A 22,531-nucleotide genomic window follows, 5' to 3' on the forward strand; every position below is an offset into this window, starting at 1 on the left:
CGCGGCCTAGGGAACACGCCGCCGTTTGTCACCGGTATCGGCGCTTTCGATTCGATTATGGAGCTGGACCGTGGAGCAGATCGTCGCGCCGCATGCGCTCGTCCGTGCCGTCGATATCGATGAGGCGGCACGCATCGTCGAAAAAGCAGATCGTATTCTCATCATAGGCTGTTCCGGCACAGGCAAGAGCACGCTCGCGCAGGCCATCGCGTCGCTGCGTGGGTTGACCTATGTTTCGATGGATCGCGATATCTTCTGGCTGCCCGGCTGGAAATCGCGCCCGCGCCCGGAAGCCATCGCGCTGATCGAACAGGCGGTTGCCGGACCGCGCTGGATCATGGACGGCAACAGCCCCGGAACCTTGCCCTTGCGGCTGCCGCGCACCGACCTCGTCATATGGCGACGCCCACCGCGATACATGGCACTCCGCGGAGTCATTTCGCGCTGGCTGCGCTACCACGGACGGTCTCGGCCCGAAATGGCGCCCGGATGCCCCGAGCGGCTGAATTGGAAATTCCTTCGTTATATCTGGACATTCGAGCATGACGAAGCGCCGCAGTTTCAGGAGATGCTCGAACGACACGGCCGCAATGTGCCTGTCGTGACGCTGAAATCCTACCGCGACGGCGAAGACCTGCTTTCGCGTCTCCGAAGCAATATCTGAGAGGCCGTCATGGATCAGCTTTTGGTGCCGCCGTTGCGCAGCGAGATACGCGACCTTGAGGTAGCCGCTGAGCATATCCGCCGTGCAAATCGCATCCTTGTCATGGGCTGCTCCGGCGGTGGCAAATCAACCCTCTCGCAGAAGATTGCCGCCCGCTTTGGCCTTGCCTATGTCTCGATCGATCGTGACGTTCTGTGGCTGCCGGGCTGGGTTCAGCGCGATAGGGACGAGCAGCGCGCCATCATCGTCGCCAAGGTGCAGGGCGAACGATGGATCATGGACGGGACCAATCCCTCGACATTCGACATACGCCTGCCGCGTACTGATTTGGTCATATGGGTGCGGATGCCTCGCTTACTTTGCATCTGGGGTGCTATTTCTCGCTGGATCAAGTGGATGGGCCGCACGCGCCCGGAAATGGCACCGGGCTGCATCGAGAAAGTCGATTGGGAGTTTCTGCGCTTTATTTGGACATTTGAGGAAAAATTCACGCCTAGAGTCCTTGCCGGGCTTGCCGAGCACGGCCCCGATGTGCCTGTTTTGCAGCTGAAATCCCGCGGCGAAATGCGTCAGCTTCTTGATCTTCTCGGTCGTCCTGCTTAATTGCGGCTCATGCCTCAGTTCGAAACTCATCGCCCCGTTCCGCATTCGCCCGACCAGATGTTCGACCTCGTCGCCGATGTGGAGCGTTATCCGGAATTCCTGCCGCTTTGTGACGCGCTCACAGTTCGCAGCCGCAAGGAGCGGGACGGCAAGACCTTGCTCGTTGCCGATATGACGGTCGGGTATAAGGCCATCCGCGAGACGTTTACCACACAGGTGCTGCTGAACAAAGCGGAGCGCGCGATCGACGTGAAATACATCGATGGACCGTTCAAATATCTCGACAATCGCTGGCGCTTTCAGCCGGCGGAGAATGGCGGCAGCGTCATAGACTTCTTCATCGACTACGAGTTCAAGAGCCGTATTCTCGGCGCTTTGATGGGATCGATGTTCGATCGGGCCTTCCGCATGTTCACGGATGCCTTTGAGACGCGCGCGAACAAAATCTATGCTTGAAGCCGCTCCCGCTCATTGAGCGAGCGTGACAAGCATCTCCAATGCCGTCCGTAACGTGGCGAGCCGAACCTTGTCGCGGCCGATGTCGCTGTAGCGCATTTCACGATGGATGATCCTGCCGCTTCGCCCCTTGGCGGCCAGATGAACGAGCCCGACGGGTTTTTCTGTCGAACCGCCGCCGGGACCGGCGATACCCGTGACCGCTACAGCAAAATCGGCTCGAGAGCGGAAGAGGGCGCCATGCACCATCTGCAGCGCCGTTTCCTTCGACACCGCACCGAATTGCGCTAGCGTCTGCTCCTGAACGCCGAGCATCTCCATCTTGGCGGTATTGGTGTATGTGACGAAGCCGCGATCGACCACGGCAGACGAACCTGGAATCTCGGTGAGAGCGCCAGCAATTAACCCGCCGGTGCAGGATTCTGCCGTCGCGACCATCCAGCCTTTTGCGGTGAAGTCAGCCACGATCTTTTGCGCAAGCGCGATAATCTCATCGGGAAAGTGCATTATGCCTTGCCTCCGCGATAGACGACGGTGGCTGTCGCAATGGCGGCGATGCCTTCGCGGCGGCCGACGAAGCCGATCTTCTCGTTTGTCGTTGCCTTGACCGAACACCGATCGATGCTGATGCCGAGGAATTCGGAAAGCTTGGCGCGCATGACGTCACGATGCGGCCCGACCTTCGGCGCCTCGGCGATCAGCGAGACATCCGCATTCATGATAGTGCCGCCGCGTTCGCGCACGATCTTTGCCGCGTGCTCGATGAAGATGCGCGACGGTGCACCCTTCCATTGCGGATCGGAGGGCGGAAAATGATCGCCAATATCGCCGGCGCCGCAGGTGGCAAGAAGCGCGTCCGTCAGCGCGTGCAGGGCAACATCAGCGTCCGAATGCCCCTCCAGCTTCTGGTCATGCGGAATGAACACGCCACAGAGGGTAACGCCATCGCCGGGCTCCAGCTGGTGGACGTCATAGCCGTTGCCGGTGCGCACGTCCGGCAGCAGCGCGGCACTGAGCTTTTCATCGGCCATGGCAATATCCCTCTTGATCGTCAGCTTCACATTGTCGGCGCTGCCGATCACCAATGTCACTGGTAGGTTACACCATTCCGCGATTGCCGCATCGTCGGTGAAATCAATCTTGCCGTCGGCTTCGGCCTTTTCATGCGCGGCGAGAATATCGGCCAAGCGGAAGGATTGCGGCGTTTGGGCGGCATGAAGCCCGGCGCGAGGCACGGTGTCGATAACGAGCCCTTCCATGTTGCCGCGCTTCAGCGTGTCGGTGACAGGCATGGCCGGCAGCACCGCTGGCGCACCACCCGCGAGCGCTGAGGCCACTCGGTCGAGCAGATCATGATCGAAGAACGGGCGCACGGCATCGTGGATCATCACGTGTGTGACATCGCTATCTCTCAACGCGCGCAGCCCGGCAAGCACGGATTGCTGGCGAGTCGCCCCACCGAAGGCGATCTTGATCTCAGGCAGGCCTGAAACCTGCTTCAGCGCCGCGCCCAGCAGCTTCTCATCATCGCGGTGGATAACGACGACGATCTTTGATGCCTGCGGCCATGTCACGAATTTTTCAAGCGTATGCGCAATAACCGCTCTGCCGCCGATCGGGCGATATTGCTTGGGGCCTTCTTCCGGAGAGCCCGCCCGTTCGCCGCGCCCGGCGGCAACGATCACGATTCCCACCGACAACGGTTGCTTTGAATGCATTTGCGTCATAAACCCCCGAAGGATGAAAGGCTCCGTCTGCGGCATGGCTTTGAAAAGCGTAGAGCTTTTTGAATAAGCACATGCTAAATAGATCGCCAAAACGGGATCCTGCTCCAGCAGGGTCTATCGCCTCGACCGAGGATTTTCCAGCATCTGCCCAAAAAATATCGGGATTCTTCGAAACCCCTTGGCAAACTTTCAAAGCGTGTCTAAAAATAGTGCAGATGTATGGTGTGCCCGAAAGATAATCATTTGCTTTCTTCCAAGCTTGCAACTCCATTTTCCATCGGCTCCGTATCCATCCGGAATCGCGTGATCCTGGCGCCGATGTCGGGCGTGACCGATCTTCCTTTCCGGCAGCTGGCTTTACGCTATGGCGCCGGCCTGGTCGTCACGGAAATGGTCGCTAGCCGCGAGCTTGTTCAGGACACAGCCGAATCCTGGGCGCGTTTGAAGAGCGCCGGCTTGAAGCCGCATATGGTGCAGCTCGCGGGCCGTGAAGCGCATTGGATGGCCGAGGCTGCAAAGATCGCCGCGGATAATGGCGCCGATATCATCGATATCAATATGGGATGTCCGGCCAAGAAGGTGATTGGCGGCTATTCCGGCTCGGCACTGATGCGTGACCCGGACCATGCGCTGACATTGATCGAAGCGACCGTAAGTGCGGTGGACATCCCCGTGACGCTGAAGATGCGGCTCGGATGGGACGAGAATTCCATCAATGCGCCTTATATCGCGCGCCGCGCCGAAGAGGCTGGTGTTCAGCTCGTAACCATTCATGGCCGCACGCGCATGCAGTTCTACGAGGGCAGGGCGGATTGGGATGCGATCCGCGCCGTGCGCGACGCGATCTCCATTCCGCTTGTCGCCAATGGCGATGTCGAAACGGTTGAGGACGCGCAGGAAATCCTACGTCGCTCCGGCGCTGACGCCGTCATGATCGGCCGTGGCTGCCAGGGCCGTCCATGGCATGCGGGTGTGCTGGCAGGGCATCGCGAGCCCAGCCGCGATGAGATCGTCGAGATCGCGCTCGAACATTATCGCATGATGCTGGAGTTCTATGGCGAGGCGGTCGGCATTCGCCATGCCCGCAAGCATCTCGCCTGGTATCTCGACCGCTATGCGCCGGCGACAATGGGCGCCGACAAGGCAAAGATCATGACGTCGAAAGAGAGCGGCGAGGTTGCTGTATCCTTCCGAGCCGCGCTGCAGGCAGGCGCTGATCTCGCTCACCGCATTCAGGAGGTTGCATGACTTCGAAATCCAGCTCCGGTGCCGGTGATAGCCCGGCCAACTCCGTGGCCATGGCCGTTCTCAATGCGATCCAGAACCCCGTCGTCATGGTCGACGAGGCCGGCCTCATTGCCTTTGCCAACTGGGAGGCGGAAGCTTTCTTCGGTGCCAGCGCCTCGCATCTGTCGCGCTATAAGATTTCGAGCTTCATTCCTTTCGGTAGCCCTTTGCTGGCGCTGATCGACCAGGTGCGCGAGCGCCGGGCGCCTGTCAACGAATACCGTGTCGATCTGAGCTCGCCACGCCTCGGACAGGACAAGCTGGTCGACCTCTATGTTGCGCCGGTTTCCAGCGACCCCGGCTCTGTGGTGGTGGTGTTCCAGGAGCGCTCCATGGCCGACAAGATCGACCGGCAGCTGACACATCGTGCCGCAGCCCGCTCGGTCACGGGCCTTGCCTCCATGCTGGCGCATGAGATCAAGAACCCGCTGTCAGGTATTCGCGGCGCCGCGCAGTTGCTCGAACAATCGGTCGAGGACGACGATCGCGCGCTAACGCGCCTCATCTGCGACGAGACGGATCGCATCGTCTCGCTGGTCGACCGTATGGAGGTTTTCTCCGATGAACGGCCCGTCGATCGCGTTCCCGTCAATATCCATTCCGTGCTCGATCATGTGAAGGCCGTCGCCAAGGCCGGCTTTGCCCGAAACATCAAGATCTCAGAGAATTACGACCCCTCTCTGCCGGCGGTTTTCGCAAACCGGGATCAGCTCGTGCAGGTCTTCCTCAATCTGGTAAAGAACGCCGCTGAAGCGGTGGGCGACCGTCAGGATGGCGAGATCATGCTGACGACGGCCTATCGCCCCGGCATCCGGCTTTCGGTCGCCGGCACGCGCGAGAAGATCTCGCTGCCGCTGGAATTCTGCGTCATCGACAATGGTCCGGGCGTGCCGGCCGATCTCGTGCCGCATCTTTTCGATCCGTTCATCACCACCAAGACGAACGGAACCGGTCTCGGCCTTGCGCTGGTTGCCAAGATCATCGGCGACCACGGCGGCATCGTCGAATGCGACAGCCAGAACCATCGTACCACTTTCCGTGTTTTGATGCCTGCCTCCAAGGGCATCACCTCAGAAGATGCCCCACTTCCGAACTCTACAGGGACTACTCGATGACAGCCACGATCCTTGTCGCCGATGACGATGCGGCCATCCGCACCGTGCTCAACCAGGCTTTGAGCCGCGCGGGTTACGATGTACGCATCACATCGAACGCCGCCACGCTCTGGCGTTGGGTCTCCGCCGGCGAAGGCGACCTTGTCGTAACCGACGTCGTCATGCCCGACGAAAACGCCTTCGATCTGCTGCCGCGCATCAAAAAGGCGAGGCCAGATTTGCCTGTTCTGGTCATGAGTGCGCAGAACACGTTCATGACGGCCATCAAGGCATCGGAGAAGGGCGCCTACGACTATCTTCCGAAGCCCTTCGACCTGACCGAGCTGATCGCGATCGTCGGTCGCGCGCTGTCGGAGCCGAAGCGCAAGCCGGCAAAAATCGATGATGACATGCAGGACGGTATGCCGCTTGTCGGCCGATCCGCCGCGATGCAGGAAATCTACCGCGTGCTCGCACGCCTGATGCAGACCGATTTGACGCTGATGATCACCGGCGAATCCGGTACCGGCAAGGAGCTGGTGGCGCGTGCACTGCATGATTACGGCAAGCGTCGTAACGGCCCCTTTGTCGCCATCAACATGGCGGCCATCCCGCGCGACCTGATCGAATCCGAACTGTTCGGCCACGAGAAGGGTGCCTTCACCGGCGCGCAGACCCGCTCGACGGGCCGCTTCGAGCAGGCAGAAGGCGGCACGCTGTTCCTCGACGAAATCGGCGATATGCCGATGGATGCGCAAACGCGCCTGCTGCGCGTGCTGCAGCAGGGCGAATATACCACCGTCGGCGGCCGTACCCCGATCCGCACTGACGTCCGCATCGTTGCCGCCACCAACAAGGACCTGAAGCAGGCTATCAACCAGGGCCTCTTCCGTGAGGATCTCTATTACCGCCTCAACGTCGTGCCGCTGCGCCTGCCGCCGCTCCGCGATCGTGCCGAGGATATTCCCGATCTGGTGCGTCATTTCATTCAGCAGGCCGAAAAAGAAGGGCTTGGTTCCAAGCGTTTCGATCAGGAAGCGCTCGAACTGATGAAGGCCTATCCCTGGCCCGGCAACGTTCGCGAGCTCGAAAACCTCATCCGCCGCTTGATGGCACTCTATCCGCAGGATGTCATCACCAAGGAGATCATCGACGCGGAATTGCGCGCCGACGTACCCGACAGCCCGATCGAGAAAGGCCCGGTCCGCACCGGCACCATGACCATAGCCCAAGCGGTGGAAGAGAACATGCGGACTTATTTCGCCAGTTTCGGTGAGAACCTGCCGCCGCCAGGCCTCTACGACCGCGTATTGACCGAAATGGAATACCCGTTGATTCTCGCCGCCCTGACCGCCACACGCGGCAATCAGATCAAGGCGGCCGATCTTTTGGGCCTCAACCGCAATACGCTGCGCAAAAAGATCAGAGAACTGGGTGTTTCGGTTTACAGAAGCTCCCGCACGGCTTGACAACGCAATCACATGCGTTGCATTTTCGCCACAATGCGTTGCTTAAAGGTCACGCAGCAGATTCGTCGTTTTTGCGGTGGCGATTCATCTGGCCGCTCTTGTAGGAACAGGAGTTCGTCTGGTTTTTCAACATGTTGCAGAAGTGACGTGAAATAAAGGTTTCGCTTCAACGCGAAACCGAACGACAGTTTCCGCCTCTGCCTGTCTCTCGCACCCGTGCCATAGCGCTGTGCGATTCGACCAGGGCGCCGACCGTCGCTCGGGCGTGGAGATTGATGGGAATGATGCAGGACGCGGTGTCGCCGGCGGCGAGCGACGAGACGGTTGTCAAGGTGACGGACCGTCGTGCTTCCTTTGCCCTACCTGGTCTGATCTTGGCCGGCGGTGCGCTTTTGTGCGCTATCGCGACCTTGTTGATGCTTCTCGGGCTGACCCCGATTGCCCCGACCTCCTCGGTCGTCTTCACCTCTGTCGTCATCAACGGCCTGTTCGTGCTGGGGCTGATTGCTCTGATCGCTCGTGAAGTGGCGCGGCTGATGAAGGCGCGCAGCCGTGGCCGTGCGGCAGCCCGCCTTCATATACGCATCGTCGTTCTTTTCTCGATCGTCGCGATCACGCCGGCGATCCTCGTCGCCATCGTTGCCAGCCTGACGCTCAATGTCGGTCTGGATCGCTGGTTCGGCGTGCGCACGCAGCAGATCATCAGCTCCTCTCAGAACGTCGCGCAGGCCTATTTGATGGAGAATGCGAGCTATCTTCAGGGCCAGACCGTCTCGATGGCCAACGATCTGGAACGGAATCGCTCGCTCTTCAACCTCGATCGCACCGGTTTTGCCGATCTGATGACCCGGCAGGCGCGGGGACGCGGCTTGCTGGGTGCCTTTCTGGTGCGGCGCGATGGCACCGCTATCGTCCAGGCCGATATCAAGACCGAACGCCCACTGCCGGCCATCCCGAAGGATGCGTTGGACTCTTCAGCCAATGGCCAGCCGACGCTCATCCCGCCCGGTGTGACCAACCTCGTCGGCGCGGTCATCAAGCTGGACGAGCTTCCGGGTTCATTCCTCTACACCGTGCGCGCTGTCGATCCACGCGTCATGAATGCGATGCGCATGGTTGAAGACAACACCGTCGAATACAAGGCGATGGAAGCCGGCCGCATGTCGCTTCAGATTGCCTTTGCCGTACTCTATATCGGCTTTGCTCTGATCGTGCTTTTGGCGGCAATCTGGACCGCGATTGCGATCGCTGACCGCATTGTGCGGCCGATCCGCCTTCTCATCAGCGCAGCAGACAATGTTGCCTCGGGCAACATGAACGTGCTGGTGCCGGTGCGCTCGGCCGACGGCGACGTCGGCAGTCTCTCCCGTACCTTCAACAAGATGATTTCCGAAATTCGTACCCAGCGCGATGAGATTCTGGAAGCGAAGGACGAAGTCGACGATCGCCGCCGCTTCATCGAAGCCGTGCTTTCGGGTGTGACGGCAGCCGTGATCGGCGTCGAGCATGATCGGCGTATCACCATCGTCAACACCTCGGCCGAAGATCTGCTGGCGCTCAAGAGCGACGAACTGATCGGCAAGAACCTATCGGAGATCGCCCCCGAGGTCGAGCAGGTCGTTACCGAGGCGACAACGCGTCATCGCAGCGATTTCCGCAAGCAGATCAGTCTTGTTCGCGGCGGAACGGTACGCACGCTCAGCGTTCAGGTGACGCGCGAGGAATCGCGTGATGCCAATGAATCCTACGTTATTACCCTCGACGATATCACCGATCTGGTTATCGCGCAGCGTTCGACGGCCTGGGCCGACGTTGCACGCCGTATCGCGCATGAGATCAAAAACCCGTTGACGCCCATTCAGCTGTCGGCCGAGCGCATCCGCCGCCGTTTCGGCAAGAATATCGCCGACGCCGACCGCCCGGTCTTCGACCAGTGCACGGATACGATCATCCGGCAGGTGGGCGATATCGGCCGCATGGTCGACGAGTTCTCCTCCTTCGCCCGTATGCCGAAGCCGACCATGGAGCCAACCGATCTGCGCGATATTCTGCGCGATGCCGTCTTCCTGCGCGAAATGGGCAACAATCACGTCAAATTCGAGCGCGAACTGGGCGACGAACGGCTGGAAGGCATGTTCGATGCCCGTATGCTCGGCCAGGCCTTCGGCAACCTCATCAAGAATGCCGTCGAGGCGATCGAGGGTGTACCGAGCGATCAAGCGCGCGAGCAGCCGAAAATCCTGGTGCGTTCGTCTCTGGACCCGGATCGCGACCGCTTCACGGTCGATGTCATCGACAATGGCCGCGGTCTGCCGGTCGAGAACCGGCACAGCATTCTCGAACCCTACATGACGATGCGCGAGAAGGGCACCGGCCTCGGCCTCGCCATCGTCAAGAAGATCATTGAAGACCATGGCGGGCAGATCGAACTCCACGACGCGCCGGCCGATTTCGACCAGGGCAGGGGGGCCATGATCCGCGTGCATCTGCCGCGCCGTGAGCAAGCCGCCGTCGCCCCGACAGCAAGTGACAAGGAAAGCGTCTATGGCATCTGACATTCTCGTAGTGGATGACGAGGAAGACATTCGCGAAATCGTTTCGGGAATTCTTTCGGATGAGGGCCACGAAACCCGCACCGCGCATGACAGCGACAGCGCGCTCGCCGCGATTTCCGATCGTGCGCCGCGGCTCATCTTCCTCGATATCTGGATGCAGGGCAGCAAGCTCGATGGTCTGGCGCTATTGGACGAGATCAAGGCGCGGCATCCAGAGCTGCCAGTCGTCATGATCTCCGGTCACGGCAATATCGAGACGGCCGTCTCCGCGATCAAGCGCGGCGCCTTCGATTTCATCGAAAAGCCGTTCAAGGCCGATCGCCTGATCCTGATCGCCGAGCGTGCGTTGGAAAATTCCAAACTGAAGCGTGAGGTTTCCGAGCTGAAGCGCCGCACCGGCGACGCTGTGGAACTGATCGGCACCTCGGTTGCCGTTTCGCAGCTCCGCCAGACGATCGACAAGGTATCGCCGACCAACAGCCGCATCATGATCTTCGGTCCGTCGGGCTCCGGCAAGGAGCTTGTGGCCCGCATGATCCACAAGAAGTCGACCCGTGCCAATGGTCCGTTCGTGGCGCTGAATGCCGCCACCATCACGCCGGAGCGCATGGAAATCGCCCTGTTCGGCACCGAAGGCTCACCGGGGCAGGCGCGCAAGATAGGCGCCCTGGAAGAAGCTCATCGCGGCATTCTTTATCTCGACGAAGTCGGTGAAATGCCGCGCGAGACGCAGAACAAGATCCTGCGCGTCCTCGTCGATCAGCAGTTCGAGCGCGTCGGCGGCTCGAAGCGCGTGAAGGTGGACGTCCGCATCATCTCGTCCACGGCCTATAATCTCGAGAGCCGCATTGCCGAGGGCCTGTTTCGCGAAGATCTCTACCACCGCCTCGCGGTGGTGCCGGTTCGAGTCCCGGCCCTTGCCGAACGCCGCGAAGATATCCCCTTCCTCGTCGATCAGCTTATGCGCCAAATTTCGGAACAGGCGGGTATCCGTCCGCGCCGGATCGGCGACGATGCCATGGCCGTGCTGCAGGCGCACGACTGGCCAGGCAATATCCGCCAGCTTCGCAACAATATCGAGCGGCTGATGATCCTGGCGCGTTCCGATGGGGCGGAAACGCCGATCACGGCCGAAATGCTGCCGACCGACCTTGGCGATATGCTGCCGAAGGTCTCCGCCAAGAACGATTATCACATCATGACGCTGCCGCTGCGCGAAGCCCGCGAAATGTTCGAGCGCGATTATCTCATCGCTCAGATCAACCGCTTCGGCGGCAATATCTCGCGCACTGCAGAATTTGTCGGCATGGAGCGCTCGGCGCTGCATCGCAAGCTGAAGTCGTTGGGCGTTTGATCAGCCGCCCGACATTTCAAACATCACAGAATTCGGATCAGGGGCTTCCATGCCGAGAATAGCTTATGTCAACGGTCGCTACGTCAAGCACAGCGATGCCATGGTGCATATCGAGGATCGCGGCTATCAGTTCGCCGATGGCGTCTACGAGGTTTGCGAGGTCCGCCATGGCGTGATTGTCGACCTGACGCGCCATCTCGATCGCCTAAACCGTTCGCTGAGCGAGCTGCGAATCGCCTGGCCGATGACGCGTCAGGCATTGGTGCTGGTGATTCGCGAGACGCTGCGCCGCAACCATGTCCGCAATGGCCTGTTCTATTTGCAGGTGACGCGTGGTGTCGCCCGCCGCGATCACGTCTTTCCGCCGGCCGGCACGCCGTCCTCGATCGTCGTCACTGCCAAGAGCACCGATCAGTCCGTGATTGCCAAGAAGAACGCCAACGGCATCAAGGCGATCACCGTCCGCGACAATCGCTGGGACCGGGTGGATATCAAGTCCGTGGGCTTGCTTCCGAACGCCATGGCCCGCCAGCAGGCGAAGGAGGCCGGCGCCCAGGAGGCCATTTATATCGACCACAATGGCATGGTGAAGGAAGGTGCGGCCACCAACGTCTGGATCGTAGATCATGATGGCAATCTCGTTACGCGCCCCGCCGAGCACGGCATCTTGCGCGGCATCACCCGCACCACGCTGATGGATGTTGCAGCCAAGCTCGATGTGACGATCGTCGAGCGATTCTTCTCGGTCGAGGAGATGATGAAAGCCCGCGAAGTCTTCATCACCGCGGCGACAAGTATCTGTTTTCCGGTCGTTTCTATCGATGGAGAGACGATAGCGAACGGTCATCCGGGCAGCATGTCACAGAAAATTCGTGAAGCCTTTTTCGACGTTGCGGAAAAGACTGCGATTTGATACCAACATTTGCTGGGGGGAGAGAATGAGGGTATCTCCCGTCCGGGACCTCTGTATACCATGACATTCAACCGGCTCAGGTCGGCAAAAAAGAAAGAAGCGGCGCGATGGCGGAACGTTCTCAGAACTTGCAGGACTTGTTTCTCAATACTGTTCGCAAGCAAAAGATTTCACTCACGATTTTCTTGATTAACGGCGTGAAGCTCACAGGTGTCGTAACCTCATTCGACAATTTCTGCGTCCTGCTCCGCCGCGATGGCCATTCGCAGCTCGTCTATAAGCATGCGATCTCGACGATCATGCCGGGTCAGCCGATGCAGATGTTCGAGAGCGAAGAAGCCGCATCCTAACTGGGACTTGCCGTTATCACGACACGCGATACCAAAAATGATTCCCTCATTCCGGAGACCGTAAAACACCGGGATGATATGCGCGCTGTTGTCGTCGTGCCTGTATTGAAGCAGGCGCGTGCTGCACGGACAGCTCAAGCCGACAATGCCATCTCTGTCACTCGACCGCCCGAAAGCCGGCTGGAAGAGGCCAAAGGCCTTGCGCTCGCCATCGACCTCGATGTCGTCAACGGCTCTATCGTTCCGATCAACGATCCGCGACCGGCAACCCTGCTGGGGACCGGCAAGATCGAAGAAATCCTCGCGCTGCTCGATGAGTTCAACGCCGGCCTCGTCATCGTCGATCATCCTCTGACGCCGGTGCAGCAGCGCAATCTTGAAAAGGCATGGAACGCCAAGGTCATCGACCGCACCGGCCTCATCCTCGAAATCTTCGGCCGCCGCGCCTCCACCAAGGAAGGTACGCTGCAGGTCGAGCTGGCGCATCTGAACTATCAGAAGGGCCGGCTGGTTCGAAGCTGGACCCACCTTGAACGCCAGCGCGGCGGTGCGGGCTTCATGGGCGGCCCGGGTGAAACCCAGATCGAAGCCGACCGGCGCATGCTGCAGGAGCGGATCATCCGGCTGGAGCGCGAGCTGGAGCAGGTGGTTCGCACCCGCCAGCTTCATCGCGCCAAGCGCAAAAAGGTGCCGCATCCGATCGTGGCTCTCGTCGGCTATACCAATGCCGGTAAATCGACGCTGTTCAACCGCATTACCGGCGCCGGCGTCCTGGCGGAAGACATGCTGTTTGCGACGCTCGATCCAACGCTGCGCCGCATGAAGCTGCCGCATGGCCGCACCGTCATTCTATCCGATACTGTCGGTTTCATTTCCGACCTTCCGACGCACCTGGTGGCCGCCTTCCGCGCGACCCTGGAAGAGGTGCTGGAAGCCGACCTGATCTTGCATGTGCGGGACCTCTCCGATGATGACAATCAGGCCCAGAGTGCAGATGTCATGCGCATTCTCGGCGATCTCGGCATTGGCGAGGCCGAAGGCGCCGAGCGCATCCTTGAGGTCTGGAACAAGATCGACCGCCTGGAACCGGAAGCGCATGACGCCATCGTCCAGAAGGCGTCGACAACAGAAAACGTCATTGCCGTCTCAGCGATAACAGGCGAGGGCGTCGATCGCCTGATGGACGAAATCAGCCGGCGCCTCTCCGGCGTGCTGACGGAAACGACGATTACGCTGCCCGTCGAAAAGCTGGCACTGCTGCCCTGGCTCTATAATCACGCTGTCGTCGACAATCGCGAAGACAATGAGGACGGCACGGTAACGCTCGACGTCCGATTGACCGAGACCGAGGCGGCCGAATTGGAGCGGCGCATGGGCAACGGCCCGAAGCCGCAGCGAGAAGACTGGGAATAGGCGGCTTTACGCCGTTTTGACACCAACAAGCTGCCGCTCTATGGCCTTCGCCGACTGCCAGATTTCTTCCATCCGTTCCAGCGAGGCGCCTTCCAGCGTCTCGCCTTCAGCCTCCAGCGTCGTTTCGATGTGATGGAAGCGGCGGCGGAACTTGGTGTTCGTGCCGCGCAGCGCCTGTTCCGGATCGGCGTTCACATGCCGGCCGATATTGACGACGGCGAAGATCAGATCGCCGAGTTCATCACTGACCTTGGCCCTGTCGCCGCTTGCAAGTGCCGCCCGCAATTCGCCGATCTCCTCTTCGATCTTGTCGAGGATCGGCTCCGGCGCAGACCAGTCGAAACCGACCTTGGCGGCCCGTTCCTGCAGTTTCAAGGCTTCGGTCAGGGCAGGGAATGTCCGCTGCACCGAGCCCAGGAAGCCGGCCTTGAAGTCCTCGGTGATGCCGCTCGTCGCCCGCCGTTCGGCCCGTTCGCGCTTCTCCTCGGCCTTGATCCGGTCCCATTGCAGCGTCACCGCATCCTCGGTCTTGGCGTCCGAGACGGCGAAGACATGCGGATGGCGGCGGATCATCTTGCGAGTGATGGCGTGCACGACATCGCCGAAGGAAAATGCGCCGGCCTCCTCGGCGATGCGGGCATGGAAAACGACCTGCAGCAGGAGATCGCCGAGCTCGTCGCAAAGATCGTCGTTATCCTTGCGCTCGATCGCATCCGCGACCTCGTAGGCCTCTTCGATCGTATAGGGCTTGATGGTCTCGAAGGTCTGGACGATATCCCAAGGGCAACCACTCTCCGGGTTTCGCAGCGCCGCCATGATCTCGATCAGACGGGAAATGTCTCGCGATGCTTCCATCGTTGCCTCAAGTTTTGCTCTGTCACTTCAAGGGGATGTCGTTGCCGCTCTTCGATGCCTGGTAGTTCTCGGAAAGATCGGCATAGGCTTGCTTGATGCGCGCCGTCTGGTCCTTCAGCTCGCCTTTACGCGGATCGTCTTCCGTCTCCACGAGGTCGGAAATGGCAAAGCTGTTCCAGAATGCATTTTGGCGGCGATAGCCACCCGGCTCCAGACCGAAGACTTCTTTCAGGATCTTGAGATCGTGCGGGATCGCGAAGGCATCCCGGGAGTCCTCGTGGCTGAAGAAATAGTAGAAATTGTCGAAGCCCGCCCAGGTGATCGCCGACATGCACATGGTGCAAGGCTCATGCGTGGACAGGAAGATTAAATTCTTGGTCGCGGGCTTTTCGCCGAGTTCGTAGAAGCGCTTGAGGGTGTGAACCTCGCCATGCCAGAGCGGGTTTTCCAGTTCATTGTTGGTTTCCGCGATGACGAGCGAGAGATCGGACTTGCGCAGGATGGCTGCGCCGAAAATCTTGTTGCCGGCCGCGACGCCTTTGCGGGTTAGGGGCAGGATGTCATGCTCGACGACGTTGAGGAGGCGTGCAGCGATGCTATTGTCAGACAAGGGTTTTCTCCAACGATTTTCGCTGCAGTCTATCGGGATTGCAAATGCTGCGGTATGCGTAAATAACTTAAAGACTATGTTTGCCACAAGCAATAAAGCAGCTCGGCAACGGGGCCGAGTCATAAAAATCTATAGATTTTATAGGCTTATTGCAATCTGCTCGCCTGGTGAGTTTTGCTCAAATCCTTGTCATGTCGAGCAAAAGAATACGCGCATGCATGGGCATTAGAATTTCTGTTTCTTCAATCTCTTGGCCGCAGGGGCGATATTCGCCAAATCTCGAAGTGGAATAGTGATGCCTCCCAGGACTGAGCAGCTTTCGGTGTTTCCCGCTTTCTTCCGCGTGGAAGGAAGGATGGCGGCTGTTTTCGGCAATGGTGACGAAGCTTTTGCCAAGGTGCGGCTGCTTTTGAACACGCAGGCGAAAGTCGTTGCCTTTGCGCAGGCGCCGGAGGCTGATTATCACGCTTTCCTCATCGCCAACCGCATCGAAACCGTACGCGGCGATTTTTCACCCGATCAGGTCAAAGGCGCGACGCTTGTCTTTGCTGCTACTGGCGATGCCGAGGCGGATCGTGCGATCGTCGATGCGGCTCGCGCTGAGCGCATCCCGGCAAACGCCGTCGACCAGCCCGACTATTGCGATTTCTACACGCCTGCGCTGGTCAATCGCGCTCCTGTGGCCGTCGCCATCGGCACGGAAGGCGCCGGTCCTGTCCTGGCGCAGATGATCCGCGCGCAGATCGACCAGATGCTGTCGCCGTCGCTCGGCAAGCTGGCGGAACTGGCGACGCGCTATCGCAAGCCGGTTGAGCGTTTCGTGGCGCGTGGCGTTGCTCGCCGCGTCTTCTGGCGGCAGTTCTTTTCCGGACCGGTCGCCGATGCCGTCAATGCAGGCCATGTCGCGCAGGCGGAGCGGGCGGCGGATGAGTTGCTGCAGTCGTCGCGTGAAATCGAGGGCCGTATCTGGCTGGTCGGCGCAGGTCCTGGCGCGGAAGATCTCCTGACGCTACGCGCACAGCGCGTCATGATGGAAGCCGATGTCATCGTCTATGACGCGCTGGTGCCGCGGGCGATCGTCGACATGGGCCGCCGCGATGCGGAGCGCCTCTCCGTTGGCAAGCGCAAGGGGTGCCACAGCAAGTCGCAGGAAGAGATCAACGATCTGCTGGTGCAGCTCGGCCGTGAAGGCAAGCGCGTTGTGCGGCTGAAGTCCGGCGATCCGCTGGTTTACGGCCGTGCCGGCGAAGAAATGGCGGCTCTGCGCGCCGCCGGCATCGGCTATGAGATTGTTCCCGGTATCACCTCGGCTTTCGCCGCTGCTGCCGATTTCGAATTGCCGTTGACGCTGCGCGGCGTTGCGTCGTCCTTGGTTTTCACAACGGGTCACGATCTCACAGGCGATGTGTTGCCCGATTGGGCGAGTTTGGCCGTATCTGGCGCCACCATCGCTGTATATATGGGACGGACTGTCGCCGCTTCCGTTGCCGGCCGCCTCATGCAAGCCGGCCTGCCGCCCGAGACGACCGTCGCCATCATCGAAAATGCAAGCCGGCGCGATCGTCGCCTGATGCATGGTATTTTACGAGATCTTCCTGATCTCGAGCACCGCGATGAGTTGAGCGGGCCGGTCATGGTCATCATCGGCGATGCCGTCGCCGGTGCGAATTTTGAGCAATCCGAGCCGCTGGTCCGTCGCGAGACCGCTGCTCAAGACTATGCAAGGAACTGATTGATGGTCGACAAGGTTTTGACCGCAAACCGGCTCACCGATGGCGTCGCCGTCTGGCTGAACGCAAATGGTGAGTGGGTGACATCGCTGCAGGAGGCGCTGGTCGCTCGCCATGCGGAAGCGGAAGCCGCACTGGAAGCGATCGGCAAGCAGGCCTATGCCGACAACAAGGTCGTCGATGTCAATCTGATCGACGTGCAGGAAACCGGCGGTAAGCTTTGGCCGCTGCGCCTGCGCGAGCGCATCCGCGCCGAAGGCCCCACCATGGAATATGCGCCGGGCTATGCCGCGGCCGATCCCGATTTCATTGCAGTCTGAGAAGTCCCGAGGAAGTCATGTATCGTTACGATGAATTCGACCACGCCTTTGTTGCGGAACGGGTTGCCCAATTCCGCGATCAGGTGGAGCGACGCCTCTCGGGTGAGCTTTCGGAAGATGCCTTCAAGCCGCTGCGCTTGATGAACGGCGTCTATCTGCAGCTGCATGCCTATATGCTGCGCATCGCTATTCCCTATGGCACGCTGAGCTCGCGTCAGATGCGCATGCTCGCCCATATCGCGCGCACCTATGACCGCGGCTATGGCCACTTCACCACGCGCCAGAATCTGCAGTTCAACTGGCCGAAACTTTCCGAGATGCCCGATGCACTGGCCGATTTGGCCTCCGTCGAGATGCACGCGATCCAGACTTCGGGCAATTGCATTCGCAACGTGACGGCCGATCATTTCGCCGGCGCTGCGGCTGATGAAGTTGCTGATCCCAGACCCTACGCCGAAATCCTCCGCCAGTGGTCGTCCGTTCATCCGGAATTTTCCTTCCTGCCGCGCAAGTTCAAGATCGCCGTCACCGGCGCCGAGCGCGACCGCGCTGCGATCCAGGTGCATGATATCGGCCTGCATTTGAAGAAGAACGACAAGGGCGAGATCGGCTTTGCCGTTTACGTCGGAGGCGGGCAGGGGCGCACGCCCCTGGTTGCCAAGCTCATCCGTGACTTCCTGCCGGAAGAGGATCTCCTATCCTACACCACGGCGATCATGCGCGTTTACAATCTGCATGGCCGCCGCGACAACAAGTACAAGGCCCGTATCAAAATCCTCGTGCATGAAACCGGCGCCGAGGAACTGGCACGCCAGGTCGAGGCCGAGTTCGACAAGCTGCGAGACACTGAACTGAAGCTGCCGGAAGCTGACGTTCAGGCGATCTCAGCCTATTTTGCACCACCGGCGCTGCCAGAGCGCCCAGAAGGTTGGGAAAGCCTGGCACGCTGGAAGAAGGCCGATCCGGCTTTTGCGCGCTGGGTGCAGCAGAATGTGCAGCCCCACAAGAACCCCGATTATGGCATGGTGACAATCTCGCTGAAGCCGATCGGCGGCATTCCTGGCGATGCGACGGATGTCCAGATGGAAGCTGTCGCGGATATCGCCGAGGAATATGCCTTCGACGAAATCCGCGTCAGCCATGAGCAGAATCTTATCCTGCCGCATGTTGCTCTGGCCGACCTCGAGGCCGTTTATCGTGGTCTGGTGGCCAACGGCCTGGAAACGGCGAATGCCGGCCTGATCACGGATATCATCGCTTGTCCCGGTCTCGATTATTGCGCTCTTGCCAATGCGCGTTCCATTCCGGTCGCGCAGGAGATCTCCAGGCGTTTCGGTTCGCCCGAGCGCCAGGCGGAGATCGGCGAGCTGAAGATCAAGATTTCCGGCTGCATCAACGCCTGCGGCCATCACCATGTCGGTCATATCGGCCTGCTTGGCGTCGAGAAGAAAGGTGCGGAACTCTATCAGATCACGCTCGGCGGCTCCGGCGACGAAAACACCTCGATCGGCGAGATCATCGGTCGCGGCTTCGAGCCCGACAAGGTGACCGACGCCATCGAAACCATCGTCGATACCTATCTCGGTCTTCGTCTGGATCCCTCCGAAACCTTCCTGACCGCCTACCGTCGTGTCGGGCCGCAACCGTTCAAGACGGCGCTCTACGGCGCGTCCTCGTCGGCAGCGGAAGCGGCGTAAGGAGATTGACCGTGACAAAGATCTGGCGTGAAACAGGTTTCGTCGACAATGATCCGTGGGTCATCGAGACCGATGAGGTCAAGGCGACCGAGACGCAGAAGCCTCTGCTTAGCCTTGATGCACTGATCGCGAAGGCGGAAGAGAGCAACGAAGCCGGCCTCGGCGTTCTCATCAAGCCTGCCGATGACGTAACCCGGCTGCAGCCCTATCTCGACCGTCTCGATATCGTCGCGGTCACGTTTCCGGCATTCAACGATGGCCGCGCCTTCAGCCATGCGTCGCTGCTGCGTCAGCGCCTCGGCTATGCCAATGAGCTGCGTGCGGTTGGCGACGTGCTGATCGATCAGATTCCGCTGATGCTGCGCGTGGGTATCGATAGTTTCGCCGTCACCAACGCAACAGCGCTGAAGCGCCTGTCGGAAAATCGCCTTCCGGGCATTCCGCACTATTATCAGCCGACCGCTCGGCGTGCCGAAGGCGGACAGGCCTATAGCTGGCGGCGATTGCCGGCAAAGTCGGCCTGATGCGGAAAGGCTCGCTGCTGTGGCAATTTGACAGTGTCGGATTGCCGTGTTCAAGCCTTTTGAAGGATGTAATGTCGGCAATCTGGAAACTTGACTGAAAAATGCATATTTCAGTCCTGTACTGTCGGTTGGAATGGAATGCCTTTCAAAACCGGCTATATTATTATATCAGCGTCGCGAAATGAGCCTGCCAGGAAAAACGTGCCCAGGAAAACGCGTAAGACTAATACGGGATCCGAGACAGAATGAACGCCCCCGCAAAGACAGATGAATTTGCTTCAGCAGTACCCGCAGGCGTCTTCGCCGAGAAGGTGCTGAGCGTCACGCATTATACCGACCGGCTCTTTCGTTTCACCATGACCCGGCCGCAAGGCTTCCGCTTCCGTTCAGGCGAGTTCGCCATGATCGGCCTGATGGTCGAGGGCAAGCCGCTGTATCGCGCGTATTCGATCGCGAGCCCGGCCTGGGCCGACGAGCTTGAATTCTTTTCCATCAAGGTGCCGGACGGTCCGCTGACGTCGCACCTGCAGAACATCAAGCCGGGCGATGAAGTACTGATGCGCAAGAAGCCGACCGGTACGCTGGTTCTGGACGCGCTGACCCCTGGCCGCCGTCTCTACATGTTCTCGACCGGCACCGGCATTGCACCATTTGCGAGCCTCATCCGCGACCCGGAGACCTATGAGAAGTATGAGGAGGTCATCCTCACCCATACCACGCGCGATGTTGCTGAGCTGAAATACGGCTTCGATCTCGTCGAGGAAATCCGCAACGACGAGCTGTTGAGCGAAGTCGTCGGCGACAAGCTACGTCATTATGCCACCGTGACCCGCGAGGAATTCCCCTTCAAGGGCCGCATTACAGATCTCATCGAAAACGGCAAGCTTTTCAGCGATCTCGGCGTGCCGCCGCTGGATCCCGCGATCGATCGCGGCATGATCTGCGGCTCCTCCGCCATGCTGAAGGACACCAAGTCGCTGCTCGAGAAGGCTGGCCTGAACGAGGGTGCCAACAACAATCCGGCCGAGTTCGTCATCGAACGCGCTTTCGTCGGCTAATCGGCCCCTAAACCCGGAATGAAAGGCGGCTTTGGTAACGGGGCCGCTTTTTTCATGTGCCGCTGAGGTAATCGATGAGTGATGCCATTGCAGTCTCGGCCGCCTTGGCATCACCGCCCCGAATGGCTTCGATGGCCTGGACATGCATGGCGATCGCCAGGCCCATGCGATCATGCGTTCCAGTGGAATACCACAGACGGCGTGCGTGCGTCTGCACGGTTGCGAGCGCCGCTGTGATGAAGTTGTTGGGGCAGGCGGCTTCGAGAATTTCGTCGAAGGCCTTATCGGCAGCGAAAAAGCCGGGAAGGTCGCCGGTAACGGCACACTCCGTCATCAGGCGGGCGCATTCCTCCAACTGCTCGCGCTGCTGCTGATCGGCATGGGTGGCGGCGAGCGCGGCCGCAATTGGCTCCAATTCACGTCTCACCTGCATGACATATTGATGGTCTTCGGGGCGAATCTCCGCGATTTGCAGGCCGACGCGCGGCCGCACATGGATCAATCCCTGCCATGCAAGTTTCTGGATTGCCTCGCGCACCGGTGTTCGCCCATGCTCGGCCACTTCGATCAGCTGCTTTTCGGTGACGAGGGCGCCTGGCTTCAACGCAAGCGTCACGATCGCGTATTCCAACGCGAGATAGGCAAGATGGCTAAGCGAATTCTGCATTCGAGGCTGCGTCCGGCTTATGCTTGAGTGGCACACAGTGTCATTTAGCATCTCCGAAGGCAATCGGATGTGATATATCAGTATATTGCAAAGCCATGCGTCATGGCCGTGCCGCTGTGCCTGACTATCGTGTCTGCCGGATCGCCGCTTTGCGGTCGCCGATCGCAGCGGCATTTCGCAAGTCTGGCTGGGAAAGCCGTGCGTTATCGACCGATTGCGGTTGCAAGGCTGGGCGGCCTTCGTTTGGCAGCCATGAGCAGGTCCAGTTCGGTGGACGACGGGCCGAACTTGTAGAAGAGGCGTTTTGCCTCCGCATCATCGAGGCGATATTTCCGTGCAAACTCGGCAATGCTGTAGGGGCGGCCGCGGATGACTTTGCGGGTGGTTGTCCGATTGGCGTTTTCCGTCATGTTTCCAACCTCCTTTCGGTTCCCTTTTGGTAGATAGCGTCGAGGTCGCGCTTGGAAAGGCCTCAAAAGCCACGGGCGCATTTCGCGGTCTTGCGTCTCACCGGGTGAGCGCAACAAAAAAGGGAAGGCGGTTTGGCCCGCCTTCCCTTTTTTCCTCTTCCCAATTCGGGCTTTCGCAGCCCGATGCGCTGCTAACGTCTGATCAGTCGGCCGACGAAAATCAGGATGCAGGCGCCGATGAAACCTGTGATCAGGTAGTTCAGCCATACATGGAACGGCAGGACGATGCCGAGCGTACGGAAAAGCCAGCTGGCAACGAGCGCGCCGACAATGCCGAGGATGATGTTCATGATTATGCCCGTGTTGCTTTTCATGATCATCTCGGCGAACCAGCCAGCTAGGCCGCCGATGATAATTGCTGCAATCCAACCGACGTTTGCGTCTTCCATAAAAGAACCTCCTGAGGGCCCGACAGGTTGTTAACAATAACTGATATACACCAAAAACGATTCGCACCCCAACTGTTGCGGATGGCGAGCCGATCGATCCGTTCATTGCAACCCTGATTATTATCGGAAATTGTTACGGTTGTTTGGGTCTTTGAGAATCGTTTGCCTTGTTGGAGCTCATCCGCGCGGTGTCGGATTTCTGATTTTCCTTAATAATAGGCGAGTTCTTCGGCTCGATGCCGTCATTTCGCGACAGCCAGGTGAGGAAAAGCATCTTCGGTCGCTCGCAACCACAATTTTATGGGTTGACCGCAATAAGACGTCTG

At 59.6% G+C, this 22,531-nt stretch carries 23 protein-coding genes; 16 read left to right on the top strand and 7 right to left on the bottom strand.

Features of this window, described 5'->3' with window-relative positions; genetic code table 11:
• The first annotated feature begins 70 nt into the window (after positions 1 to 70).
• From AC13RC_RS05750 to AC13RC_RS05760, 3 genes are read left to right on the top strand one after another with little or no spacing between them, the layout of a single operon-like run.
• On the top strand, positions 71 to 664 hold the full coding sequence (locus AC13RC_RS05750; protein WP_488556680.1) for a P-loop NTPase family protein: 594 nt from the start codon (positions 71 to 73) through the stop codon (positions 662 to 664).
• 9 nt (positions 665 to 673) lie between these two features.
• Complete coding sequence (locus AC13RC_RS05755; RefSeq protein WP_488556681.1) at positions 674 to 1,267, top strand: P-loop NTPase family protein; 594 nt, start codon at positions 674 to 676, stop codon at positions 1,265 to 1,267.
• Between the two features lie 9 nt (positions 1,268 to 1,276).
• Positions 1,277 to 1,723, top strand: a complete 447-nt coding sequence (locus tag AC13RC_RS05760) for a type II toxin-antitoxin system RatA family toxin (protein ID WP_183812111.1) — start codon at positions 1,277 to 1,279, stop codon at positions 1,721 to 1,723.
• Positions 1,724 to 1,735: 12 nt separating this feature from the next.
• Here AC13RC_RS05760 and AC13RC_RS05765 read toward each other — a convergent pair whose 3' ends face one another.
• Positions 1,736 to 2,230, bottom strand: a complete 495-nt coding sequence (locus AC13RC_RS05765; protein WP_488556682.1) for a CinA family protein — start codon at positions 2,228 to 2,230, stop codon at positions 1,736 to 1,738.
• Positions 2,230 to 3,450: a bifunctional 2-C-methyl-D-erythritol 4-phosphate cytidylyltransferase/2-C-methyl-D-erythritol 2,4-cyclodiphosphate synthase gene (locus AC13RC_RS05770; RefSeq protein ID WP_488556683.1), complete on the bottom strand. Its 1,221-nt coding sequence runs from the start codon at positions 3,448 to 3,450 to the stop codon at positions 2,230 to 2,232. Before AC13RC_RS05770 ends, AC13RC_RS05765 begins: the two co-directional genes overlap by 1 nt.
• A 219-nt stretch (positions 3,451 to 3,669) precedes the next feature.
• Here AC13RC_RS05770 and dusB point away from each other — a divergent pair, with 219 nt between their 5' ends.
• The 8 genes from dusB to hflX all read left to right on the top strand — a co-directional run bounded on the left by dusB (position 3,670) and on the right by hflX (position 13,885).
• Complete coding sequence (gene dusB / locus AC13RC_RS05775; RefSeq protein ID WP_488556684.1) at positions 3,670 to 4,698, top strand: tRNA dihydrouridine synthase DusB; 1,029 nt, start codon at positions 3,670 to 3,672, stop codon at positions 4,696 to 4,698.
• Positions 4,695 to 5,852, top strand: a complete 1,158-nt coding sequence (locus AC13RC_RS05780; RefSeq protein WP_113352576.1) for a two-component system sensor histidine kinase NtrB — start codon at positions 4,695 to 4,697, stop codon at positions 5,850 to 5,852. The genes dusB and AC13RC_RS05780 overlap by 4 nt, the downstream gene beginning before the upstream one ends.
• A complete protein-coding gene (gene ntrC / locus AC13RC_RS05785; RefSeq protein ID WP_488556685.1) occupies positions 5,849 to 7,300 on the top strand; it encodes a nitrogen regulation protein NR(I) in 1,452 nt (483 codons plus the stop codon). Before AC13RC_RS05780 ends, ntrC begins: the two co-directional genes overlap by 4 nt.
• 281 nt (positions 7,301 to 7,581) lie before the next feature.
• Positions 7,582 to 9,855: a sensor histidine kinase NtrY-like gene (locus tag AC13RC_RS05790; RefSeq protein WP_488556686.1), complete on the top strand. Its 2,274-nt coding sequence runs from the start codon at positions 7,582 to 7,584 to the stop codon at positions 9,853 to 9,855.
• Positions 9,845 to 11,209 carry a nitrogen assimilation response regulator NtrX gene (gene ntrX / locus AC13RC_RS05795; protein ID WP_015339830.1) on the top strand — a complete coding sequence of 455 codons (1,365 nt, stop codon included), beginning with the start codon at positions 9,845 to 9,847 and terminating at the stop codon, positions 11,207 to 11,209. Before AC13RC_RS05790 ends, ntrX begins: the two co-directional genes overlap by 11 nt.
• 49 nt (positions 11,210 to 11,258) lie before the next feature.
• Complete coding sequence (locus AC13RC_RS05800) at positions 11,259 to 12,122, top strand: D-amino-acid transaminase (RefSeq protein ID WP_132716529.1); 864 nt, start codon at positions 11,259 to 11,261, stop codon at positions 12,120 to 12,122.
• 107 nt (positions 12,123 to 12,229) lie between these two features.
• A complete protein-coding gene (gene hfq / locus AC13RC_RS05805; RefSeq protein WP_003539403.1) occupies positions 12,230 to 12,472 on the top strand; it encodes an RNA chaperone Hfq in 243 nt (80 codons plus the stop codon).
• Positions 12,473 to 12,550: 78 nt separating this feature from the next.
• Positions 12,551 to 13,885 (top strand): GTPase HflX, encoded by a 1,335-nt coding sequence (gene hflX, locus AC13RC_RS05810; RefSeq protein WP_488556687.1) that lies wholly within the window; start codon positions 12,551 to 12,553, stop codon positions 13,883 to 13,885.
• 6 nt (positions 13,886 to 13,891) lie between these two features.
• Here hflX and mazG read toward each other — a convergent pair whose 3' ends face one another.
• Both mazG and AC13RC_RS05820 read right to left on the bottom strand, forming a co-directional pair.
• Positions 13,892 to 14,740 carry a nucleoside triphosphate pyrophosphohydrolase gene (mazG, locus tag AC13RC_RS05815; RefSeq protein ID WP_488556688.1) on the bottom strand — a complete coding sequence of 283 codons (849 nt, stop codon included), beginning with the start codon at positions 14,738 to 14,740 and terminating at the stop codon, positions 13,892 to 13,894.
• Between the two features lie 22 nt (positions 14,741 to 14,762).
• Complete coding sequence (locus tag AC13RC_RS05820; protein ID WP_488556689.1) at positions 14,763 to 15,350, bottom strand: deaminase; 588 nt, start codon at positions 15,348 to 15,350, stop codon at positions 14,763 to 14,765.
• Positions 15,351 to 15,645: 295 nt separating this feature from the next.
• Between AC13RC_RS05820 and cysG the strand changes: the two genes are divergently transcribed.
• The 5 genes from cysG to AC13RC_RS05845 all read left to right on the top strand — a co-directional run bounded on the left by cysG (position 15,646) and on the right by AC13RC_RS05845 (position 20,679).
• A complete protein-coding gene (gene cysG / locus AC13RC_RS05825; protein ID WP_488556690.1) occupies positions 15,646 to 17,082 on the top strand; it encodes a siroheme synthase CysG in 1,437 nt (478 codons plus the stop codon).
• Between the two features lie 3 nt (positions 17,083 to 17,085).
• A complete protein-coding gene (locus AC13RC_RS05830; RefSeq protein WP_015339836.1) occupies positions 17,086 to 17,400 on the top strand; it encodes a DUF2849 domain-containing protein in 315 nt (104 codons plus the stop codon).
• Between the two features lie 17 nt (positions 17,401 to 17,417).
• On the top strand, positions 17,418 to 19,097 hold the full coding sequence (locus AC13RC_RS05835; RefSeq protein ID WP_488556691.1) for a nitrite/sulfite reductase: 1,680 nt from the start codon (positions 17,418 to 17,420) through the stop codon (positions 19,095 to 19,097).
• Between the two features lie 11 nt (positions 19,098 to 19,108).
• Positions 19,109 to 19,621 (top strand): DUF934 domain-containing protein, encoded by a 513-nt coding sequence (locus tag AC13RC_RS05840; protein WP_488556692.1) that lies wholly within the window; start codon positions 19,109 to 19,111, stop codon positions 19,619 to 19,621.
• Positions 19,622 to 19,866: 245 nt separating this feature from the next.
• The gene (locus AC13RC_RS05845; protein ID WP_069612125.1) at positions 19,867 to 20,679 is read left to right on the top strand and encodes a ferredoxin--NADP reductase; all 813 of its coding nucleotides are present in this window, start codon (positions 19,867 to 19,869) and stop codon (positions 20,677 to 20,679) included.
• A 52-nt stretch (positions 20,680 to 20,731) separates the two neighbouring features.
• Here AC13RC_RS05845 and AC13RC_RS05850 read toward each other — a convergent pair whose 3' ends face one another.
• From AC13RC_RS05850 to AC13RC_RS05860, 3 genes are all read right to left on the bottom strand, one after another.
• Complete coding sequence (locus AC13RC_RS05850) at positions 20,732 to 21,346, bottom strand: GntR family transcriptional regulator (protein ID WP_113352566.1); 615 nt, start codon at positions 21,344 to 21,346, stop codon at positions 20,732 to 20,734.
• A 203-nt stretch (positions 21,347 to 21,549) separates the two neighbouring features.
• Complete coding sequence (locus tag AC13RC_RS05855) at positions 21,550 to 21,756, bottom strand: hypothetical protein (protein ID WP_095434843.1); 207 nt, start codon at positions 21,754 to 21,756, stop codon at positions 21,550 to 21,552.
• A gap of 191 nt (positions 21,757 to 21,947) precedes the next feature.
• A complete protein-coding gene (locus AC13RC_RS05860; RefSeq protein ID WP_095434844.1) occupies positions 21,948 to 22,205 on the bottom strand; it encodes a GlsB/YeaQ/YmgE family stress response membrane protein in 258 nt (85 codons plus the stop codon).
• Between the last annotated feature and the right edge of the window lie 326 nt (positions 22,206 to 22,531).

The organism is Martinezella sp. CNPSo 3890, assembly GCF_057784455.1.

Bases quoted from the DNA above. Each gene is read 5' to 3' on its own strand.
- AC13RC_RS05755 (WP_488556681.1), top strand. From the start codon at position 674: ATGGATCAGCTTTTGGTGCCGCCGTTGCGCAGCGAGATACGCGACCTT.
- AC13RC_RS05760 (WP_183812111.1), top strand. From the start codon at position 1,277: ATGCCTCAGTTCGAAACTCATCGCCCCGTTCCGCATTCGCCCGACCAG.
- AC13RC_RS05765 (WP_488556682.1), bottom strand. From the start codon at position 2,230: ATGCACTTTCCCGATGAGATTATCGCGCTTGCGCAAAAGATCGTGGCT.
- AC13RC_RS05770 (WP_488556683.1), bottom strand. From the start codon at position 3,450: ATGACGCAAATGCATTCAAAGCAACCGTTGTCGGTGGGAATCGTGATC.
- dusB (WP_488556684.1), top strand. From the start codon at position 3,670: ATGGTGTGCCCGAAAGATAATCATTTGCTTTCTTCCAAGCTTGCAACT.
- AC13RC_RS05780 (WP_113352576.1), top strand. From the start codon at position 4,695: ATGACTTCGAAATCCAGCTCCGGTGCCGGTGATAGCCCGGCCAACTCC.
- ntrC (WP_488556685.1), top strand. From the start codon at position 5,849: ATGACAGCCACGATCCTTGTCGCCGATGACGATGCGGCCATCCGCACC.
- AC13RC_RS05790 (WP_488556686.1), top strand. From the start codon at position 7,582: ATGATGCAGGACGCGGTGTCGCCGGCGGCGAGCGACGAGACGGTTGTC.
- ntrX (WP_015339830.1), top strand. From the start codon at position 9,845: ATGGCATCTGACATTCTCGTAGTGGATGACGAGGAAGACATTCGCGAA.
- AC13RC_RS05800 (WP_132716529.1), top strand. From the start codon at position 11,259: ATGCCGAGAATAGCTTATGTCAACGGTCGCTACGTCAAGCACAGCGAT.
- hfq (WP_003539403.1), top strand. From the start codon at position 12,230: ATGGCGGAACGTTCTCAGAACTTGCAGGACTTGTTTCTCAATACTGTT.
- hflX (WP_488556687.1), top strand. From the start codon at position 12,551: ATGCGCGCTGTTGTCGTCGTGCCTGTATTGAAGCAGGCGCGTGCTGCA.
- mazG (WP_488556688.1), bottom strand. From the start codon at position 14,740: ATGGAAGCATCGCGAGACATTTCCCGTCTGATCGAGATCATGGCGGCG.
- cysG (WP_488556690.1), top strand. From the start codon at position 15,646: ATGCCTCCCAGGACTGAGCAGCTTTCGGTGTTTCCCGCTTTCTTCCGC.
- AC13RC_RS05830 (WP_015339836.1), top strand. From the start codon at position 17,086: ATGGTCGACAAGGTTTTGACCGCAAACCGGCTCACCGATGGCGTCGCC.
- AC13RC_RS05835 (WP_488556691.1), top strand. From the start codon at position 17,418: ATGTATCGTTACGATGAATTCGACCACGCCTTTGTTGCGGAACGGGTT.
- AC13RC_RS05845 (WP_069612125.1), top strand. From the start codon at position 19,867: ATGAACGCCCCCGCAAAGACAGATGAATTTGCTTCAGCAGTACCCGCA.
- AC13RC_RS05850 (WP_113352566.1), bottom strand. From the start codon at position 21,346: ATGCAGAATTCGCTTAGCCATCTTGCCTATCTCGCGTTGGAATACGCG.
- AC13RC_RS05855 (WP_095434843.1), bottom strand. From the start codon at position 21,756: ATGACGGAAAACGCCAATCGGACAACCACCCGCAAAGTCATCCGCGGC.
- AC13RC_RS05860 (WP_095434844.1), bottom strand. From the start codon at position 22,205: ATGGAAGACGCAAACGTCGGTTGGATTGCAGCAATTATCATCGGCGGC.